The organism is Micromonospora sp. NPDC049580 (assembly GCF_040675595.1).
Lineage (GTDB): Bacteria > Actinomycetota > Actinomycetes > Mycobacteriales > Micromonosporaceae > Micromonospora.
Genome location: NZ_JBFAPG010000355.1, coordinates 1 through 6,691 on the forward strand (window position 1 = coordinate 1; position 6,691 = coordinate 6,691).

Annotated in this window: 5 protein-coding genes; all 5 read right to left on the minus strand. The window is 74.1% G+C overall.

Translation table 11 applies throughout. The features are described from left to right. Window positions 1–1,110: hypothetical protein (locus tag AB0J68_RS23700; protein WP_363940505.1), on the minus strand; the 1,110-nt coding region annotated here is incomplete at its 3' end. After that, the gene (locus tag AB0J68_RS23705) at window positions 1,107–1,757 is read right to left on the minus strand and encodes a hypothetical protein (protein ID WP_363940506.1); all 651 of its coding nucleotides are present in this window, start codon (window positions 1,755–1,757) and stop codon (window positions 1,107–1,109) included. The genes AB0J68_RS23700 and AB0J68_RS23705, both read right to left, overlap by 4 nt. Next, window positions 1,757–2,257, minus strand: a complete 501-nt coding sequence (locus tag AB0J68_RS23710; protein WP_053659787.1) for a hypothetical protein — start codon at window positions 2,255–2,257, stop codon at window positions 1,757–1,759. Before AB0J68_RS23710 ends, AB0J68_RS23705 begins: the two co-directional genes overlap by 1 nt. A 2-nt stretch (window positions 2,258–2,259) precedes the next feature. Then, window positions 2,260–3,735: a hypothetical protein gene (locus AB0J68_RS23715; RefSeq protein ID WP_363940507.1), complete on the minus strand. Its 1,476-nt coding sequence runs from the start codon at window positions 3,733–3,735 to the stop codon at window positions 2,260–2,262. Continuing rightward, the gene (locus AB0J68_RS23720) at window positions 3,732–6,572 is read right to left on the minus strand and encodes a hypothetical protein (RefSeq protein ID WP_363940508.1); all 2,841 of its coding nucleotides are present in this window, start codon (window positions 6,570–6,572) and stop codon (window positions 3,732–3,734) included. The genes AB0J68_RS23715 and AB0J68_RS23720 overlap by 4 nt, the downstream gene beginning before the upstream one ends. Window positions 6,573–6,691 lie beyond the last annotated feature (119 nt).

Below are 6,691 nucleotides of genomic sequence, written 5' to 3' on the forward strand. Positions count from 1 at the left end.
ACGCGACAGGGTGTGCCGGGCGGCGCTGAGGTAGAGCAGCTTCGCCCCCGCGCCCAGCTCCCCCGTCGACGGGGCGAACGGGGCGGCGAACGAGCCGAGCAGGGCCGCGCCGACACTGCCCAGCGTGGTGGCCTCGTCGGTCGCCGGCGGATCGAAGCGCACCAGGTCGCCGGGCTTCAGGTCGGGGCGGCCCTTGAGGGTCAGCGTCCACGCCCTGCGCCGCGGTGCGGCCGTGCCGCCGGTCTCGGTGGCCGCGTACGGGTCGGTGTCCTGGGTGCCGTTCTCGGTGCACTCCAGCAGGCCGGTGGCCAGGGTGAGCGGTTTCGGCTCCCCCTCCGGGTACGGGATCGGCCGCTTCCCGACGTGCACGGTGCCGTCGCGGATCAGCAGCATCCCCCGCCCGTACGCGTTGAGCGACTGCTGCAACGCGCCGCCGATGCGCTCCAGGGCGGCGCGGTAGAGCAGCCCGGCCCCGAAGGCGACCCGCTCGTCGCCGGCCGCCTCGGTGGCACCCCGGGTCATCGTGCCGTCGGGGTTGGCGCCCCACCCGGTCACGTCGACCCGGGTCCGGTCGCGGATGGTTTGGATGGCGGCGGTGAAGGTGGCGGCCTCGAACCGTTCCGCGACCCGCTGCCCGAGGCGGGCGTACGCCTGCTCGACGAGGGTCAGCTCGGTGTCGTACGTCCGCTCCCCGGTGAGCCGGCGCACCTTCGTCACCCGCAGCACGGCGACCAGCGCCTGGGTCAGCTCGGCCGGGGTCGGGCCGGCGTTGACGCCGACCAGGTTGGTGAAGAACGCGCCGACGGAGGTGTTGGCGTCGCGCCAGTACAGGTGCAGTTTCGCCACCAGCGGCGGCTGCCCCTCGGCGGTACGCAGCGCGGCGAAGTGCTCGTCGATCAGGCCCTGCACGGTGATCGTGTACGCGCCGGGGCCCAGCCCTTCCGGAAGCGCGGCGTCGATGGCCGCGTAGTAGTCGGCGCTGGACAGGGTGAGCGCGACGTCGGGGCTGAGCCCGGTCGGGGTCTCCCGGTGAAACGTCAGGGTCCAGCCGGCGTCGTTGCCGACCGCGCCCTGGCGCACCTGGCCGGTCTGGAACGGCGTGAGCGTCACCGCAGCACCCTCCGCATCTTCTTGTCGAGCAGGTAGCGGTAGCGCAGCCTGCCGGGGCCCAGCTCGGATTCGACGCGCTGCGCGGGTGGGCGGCGACGCCAGACGAACTCGTTGATAGGCGGCGGCCCGAAGGTGTCGACCGCGCGGTCGGCGGGTCGCCACGCCACCGTCAGGGTGGAGCCGTAGTCGCCGGAGCCGCGTACGGTCCCGGCGTGCAGCAGCCAGGCGAGCACCACCACCTCGACGGCGACCGGGGTGGTCCCGGCGGGGTCGACGGGTGTGCCGGCGTCGGGGCAGACCCGGCGCAGGCGGGCGGCGAGCGGCACCGAACCGAGGATCCGGGTGCCCTGGCGGACGACCAGGCGCAGCGGCACCCGACCGACCAGGGCCGGCGCCCGGGGCGTGGCGGGCGGCGCGGGTCGGGGCGTCAGGTCGTCGGCGGAGCTGCTCACCACGGCGAGGGGGTCGGTGTTCAGCCACTGCCGGGCCAGCCCGGTGGGCAGGATCAGCACCGCGTGCACGCCGGCGCCCAGCTCGACGCGGTGCGGCAGGCCGGCGGTGAGGCCCTGCCGGACCTCGGTGAACCCGGGGGGCACCTCGATGGGCGTCTCCGGCAGCAGGTAGCGGTCGATCGGGAACGGTGGCATCAGTTGCCCAACCCGTCGGCGAGCGCGCCGACTCCGATGCTGGCCACGTCGAGCAGCTTGCCGAGCAGGCTGGGACGGGGCACGTGGACGAGGGTGATGGTGGTGTCCAGGACGTCGCGGCGGGCGGCCGAGGCGTTGAAGGTCAGTGACTGCACCTGCATGTCGGTGCGGATGGTCATCGAGGTGACGAGGATGAGCCCGCCGAACTTCCCCCCGGAGTACGCCGCGAGGGCGGTGCCCCGCTTGCTCGCCTCGGCCATCGTCTCCAGGGCGAACTTCCAGGCGTAGCGTTCCGCGCCGACGAGCACCCCGGTCAGGGTGATGGTGTCGTCGTGGGTGGCCACGATGGCCTTGTGCGCGGTGGAGCCGATCGGCGGCAGGTGGTAGGTCTGCGCGAGGGAGATGGCGGTGACCGCCCAGAGCGGGATCGGCAGCACCCCGTCGCTGATGATCGCCGACGGGACCGTGCCGTAGCGCATGAAGCTGCTGGTGATGGCCATGCTCAACGCCCTCCGACGGGTGGCAGCGGCACCGGCGTACCGGTGGGTTCGACGGCCAGGCCCAGGTCGCGCAGCGCCTGGGTGATCTCGCGGACCTCGCCCGCGGCGCTGGTGACCCGCAGCCGCAGCCGGCGTTCCTCAAGCGCCGCGCTGATGCGCGCGGGTCGGGTGGACGCGGAGCCGCGCCGGTTGATCCGGTCGATCTCGGCGGCGGCGTCCTCCATCCGGGAGATCGCGTCGAGGATGCGCGGGTCCGGGGTGAAGCCGGGGTCGTCGCGTTGCAGCCGCGCGATGGCGTCGCGGAAGTCGGCGGCGTCGCGGCGCAGGTTGACCACGAGGTTGTCGGTGAGCGCGCTGACCCCGGCGACGCTGCTCGCCCGGTGCGACTTGTCGTCGACGAGCCACACCCAGCCGTCGTGGCCGATGCCGACGAGGTCGGTGCCGGCGACCTTGACGTTGGCGTCGGGTCCCTTGAGGAACAGCTCGATGCTGCTCAGGGAGAACGCGGCGCTGTACTCACCGAGGACACCCCGGCCATAGGTGACCATGTCGTGGCGCAGGTAGGCGCGGAAGCCGGGGCCGTCGTCGGCGCGTCCGCCCCCGTCGCGGAAGCGCCGCCACAGGGTGGCCAGGGCCTCCGGGTTGTGCACGGCGAGTTGTTGGGTGAGCCAGACGTCGCCGCCAGCCACCACGGCCCGCAGTTCCGGGTCACCGATGCGGGCCAGGGCGTCGGCGAGGCGGGCGTCGCTCATCTGCAGGCCGCGCGAGCGGGCCCGGCCGAGGTCGTCGACGGCGGTGCGCAGCCGGGCCAGCTCGTCGGGGGTGAGCCGACCGCCGAGGCGGGCCTCCAGGTCGGCGACGGCCGCCCGCTTGCCACCCTCGCTCTCGGCGGCCACCGCGCGCCACAGCGCGGCCGGTTCCAGCTCGGCGGCGCGGCGCAGCGCCGCCTGCCGGTCCGCCGGCATGGCCCGGAACGCGTCACCGACGATCGCGGCCGGCTCGGTGTGCCGGCCGGCCGCGCCGCCGCCGTCGAACTCGCGCAGCAGCGAGTCGGCGTACGCGCCGGCGTCGTCGGCCAACCGCAGCGGCGCGTCGCCGACGATGCCCTCGCGAGGTCGGCTCAGCTCGCGCATCTCGGTGCTGAGCTGGTCGAAGTACTCCCCGAGGGTCGCCACCCGCACCCCCTCGGGCAGGGTGCCACCCTCCAGCACGTGGTCGAGGATCGCGGCGATGTTGTCCCGCAGGACGGCGATGCGTTCCAGCCGGTTGAGCGCGTTGCCCAGGTGCAGGTCGCCGACGTCGTCGACGATGCGGCGGATGAGGTGCTCCAGCAGCCGCCGCGACCGCACCTCGCCGGCCTCGCTGTGCTCGGCGATGGTCCGCATGAACCGGCGCAGCCGGGGGTTCGCGTCGGCGGCGGCGTGCACGGCGGCGGCGTCGAGGAACCGGCCGGCCCGGAACCGGCGGGGCCCGGTCACGGCCGCACCACCGGCACGCGCGGGCCGGACGCGGCGGTGTGCTGCGAGTCGAGCACCATGAGGATGAACCGGGCGCCCTCCGGGCCGCCGACCGCGCCGCTGAGCATCGCCTCGCGCTCCACGTACGCGAGGATCGGCTCCATCAGCTTCTGCACGACCCGTTCCAGCACCTCGTTGAGCAGGATCTCGGTGAGGAACGCCTGGAGCAGGTCGCGGGAGGCGGCTTCGACGATCTGTCGGGTGACCCGGCGTACCACGTACCCCCGGGCGGCGCGCAGCCCCGCGCGGACGCCGAAGCGCAGGGCGACCCGGCCGCCGCGCACGGCCGCGCCGCCGATGGTGCCGGCCTCCGGGATCAGCGACATCGCCAGCCCGAGGTACGCGGCGAACAGCTCGACCTCGACCTCGGTGCGGGTGAGCACCAGCTCCGGGTCGAGCATCGAGCCGTAGAGGCGCTCACGTTGGTGGGCGTGCACCACGTCCACGGCGGCGACGGCCACGCCGACCACGAAGCCCAGCGGTGGGCAGAGAACGGACAGCGCGATGATCCCCACCATGATGGCGAACGCGCTCAGCGCCTCCCGGCCCAGCTCGGTGTGGAACAGGCTGTCGACGCCTGTGGCGTAGTAGAGGTTGCCGCCGAAGAACTCACCGATCTGCTGGTGCGTGACCAGGTGGATGCCCTGCAACGCGAAGCTCGACCCGGCGATGGTGGCCGACGGGATGTGCTCGCTGATCCGGCTGGACCGGAAGGCGAAGTGCGCATCGGTGCGGGCGCGGCCCAGCATCTCGGTGTTGTTGCGCCGCATGTCCTGCAGCACCCGCCACAACTCGTCGCGGATCGCCGACCGGTTGCCGGCGAAGCGCGCCAGCACGTCGGGCAGGTCGGTGATCTGCTTGACCAGCGGGTCGACGCCCTCGGCCTCGCCGCGCTGGATGACCAACGCCTGTTCGATGTCGGCGAGGGTCCACAGCACCGCGTGCGAGTCGCGGATGCGCGTGACGCCGTCGCGTTCGACGATCTCGCCGGCCGCGCCGGGGCTGGTCAGGGCGGCCTCGGTGGCGAGGAACGCGGTGGAGATGGCGCGGGCTGCCCCGTACCAGGCGGTGGACGGGTTGGCCATGCTCACCGTGGCGAGGACGCCGCCGCCGGCGTCGGTGTGCTCGGCCGTCCACCGGGCCGCCTCGTGCCGGCGCAGCCGCTCGCGCAGCCCCTGCAGTTCGGCGTAGTCGGTGAGTTGGGAGACGATCAACCGCTCGAAGATCGGCGCGTACTGGTCGAAGTGGGCGATCCGCGCGTTGATGCCGGTCTGCGAGCTGAGCAGCAGTTGCACCAGCATGGCCTGGCTGCCGACGATGAACAGCTGCCCCACCGCGGCCTTGACGGCTGGGCTGAGCGCCTGGACGAAGTGCAGGTTCCAGGAGGCGGATGAGTCGATCCAGCCACCCTGGACGCGGGCGAAGTGCTCGGGCTGGCTGTAACGGCCCATGACCAGTTGGGCGAGGTGGTCCAGGCGGGGCACCACCCCGGCCAGGTGGCGCAGGAACTGCACGGCGGGCGAGGCGACCGGCCGGAAGTCCAGTGGGCCGAGCCCTCCGGTGCCCTCGGGGACGGGCCGGGTGAACGCCTCGCGTTCGGCGGAGCCGACCAGCAGGCTGATCGCCGCGGCCCGGCCGCGCAGCACGGCGGCGGCCTGGAGGCAGAAGTTCGCCGAATAGCGGCACGGCTCACCCATCTGCAGCCGGAACGCGATGTCGTCCATCAGCCGACGCAGCTCGTCGCCGTCCGGCCCGAGCGCGGCCAACTCCGGCTCGCCGTTGAACGGCGCGCAGGCGGGCATCGTCGAGTGCCCGCCGCCGACGACGGGGAACCGACTGCCCTCGGCGCCGGCCGGCGCGCTCGGGCTGCTCGGGTCGAAGACGAACCCGCCCCGCCGGCCGCCACCACTGCCGTCCCCGCTGCCTCCGGTGCCGCCGTCCGCCCCGGTGCCCGTGCCGCCGGCGCCGCCCGACCCACTGCCGGACCCGGTGCCCGTGCCGGTGCCCGTGCCCGTGCCCGTGCCCGTGCCGGTGCCGGTGCCGGTGCCGGTGCCGGTGCCGGAACCCGTGCCGCCGCCGGGTGGCGCGTTCGGGTCCGGCGGGGCCGCCGGGTGCTGCTCGATGGTGATCGGCAGCAGGTTGGCCGTGCCGGTCCAGTGCAGGGTGGCGTCGGTCTCCTCGGTGCCGACCAGCAGCAGGGACACCCCGCCGATGCTGACCACCACCAGGCACGTCGGCGTCGCCCCGCCCACCGAGGCGAGGATCGCGTCGACCCGCCGGGTCACCTCCGCGTCGACGGCCCGCTCGATCTGCGCCTGGTACTCCTGGGCGCTGGTGGTCTCGCCGCGCGGCGAAGCGGTCCGCAGCCGCTGCCGGATGTCGGCGCTCAGCTCCTCGTCCACCATGGCGACCAGGGCGCTCCGGTCGGCGACCGGCCGCCGCTGCACCGTCCCGGGCTGCGGGCTGGGCACCCGCTCCTCCACCTCGAAGTGCGGCTGCGGGGTGGCCCGGAACACCGTCTCGCCGAAGCGCTCGAAGGTCAGGACCGACAGTGGCGTGGTGGTCACCATGATCGCCCAGACCGGACGGCCGTCGGGGCCGACCACCCGCGCGATGATCCCCTGTGGTGCGCCGGAGGGCAGGCCACCGTGCTGGCGTACCGCCTCGCGGGCCAGCTCGGCGAAGTGATCGGCCAGGTAGGTGGCTGGTCGCAACAGCCACTGGTAGGTCACCGGAGGCGGCTCGTCTCCGTCCACCGGCACCTCGGCGGCGTCCCCGCCGTCGTCGTAGGACGGCACCCGGTAGACCGCGACGAGGTGGTCGCCGCGGCGCGGCTGGATCCGGGGCTGCCCGCCGGGGTGGCCGCGCCGCTGAGCCGACCGGCGACCGAACTGTTCGACCCGCAGCGGATGCGCCA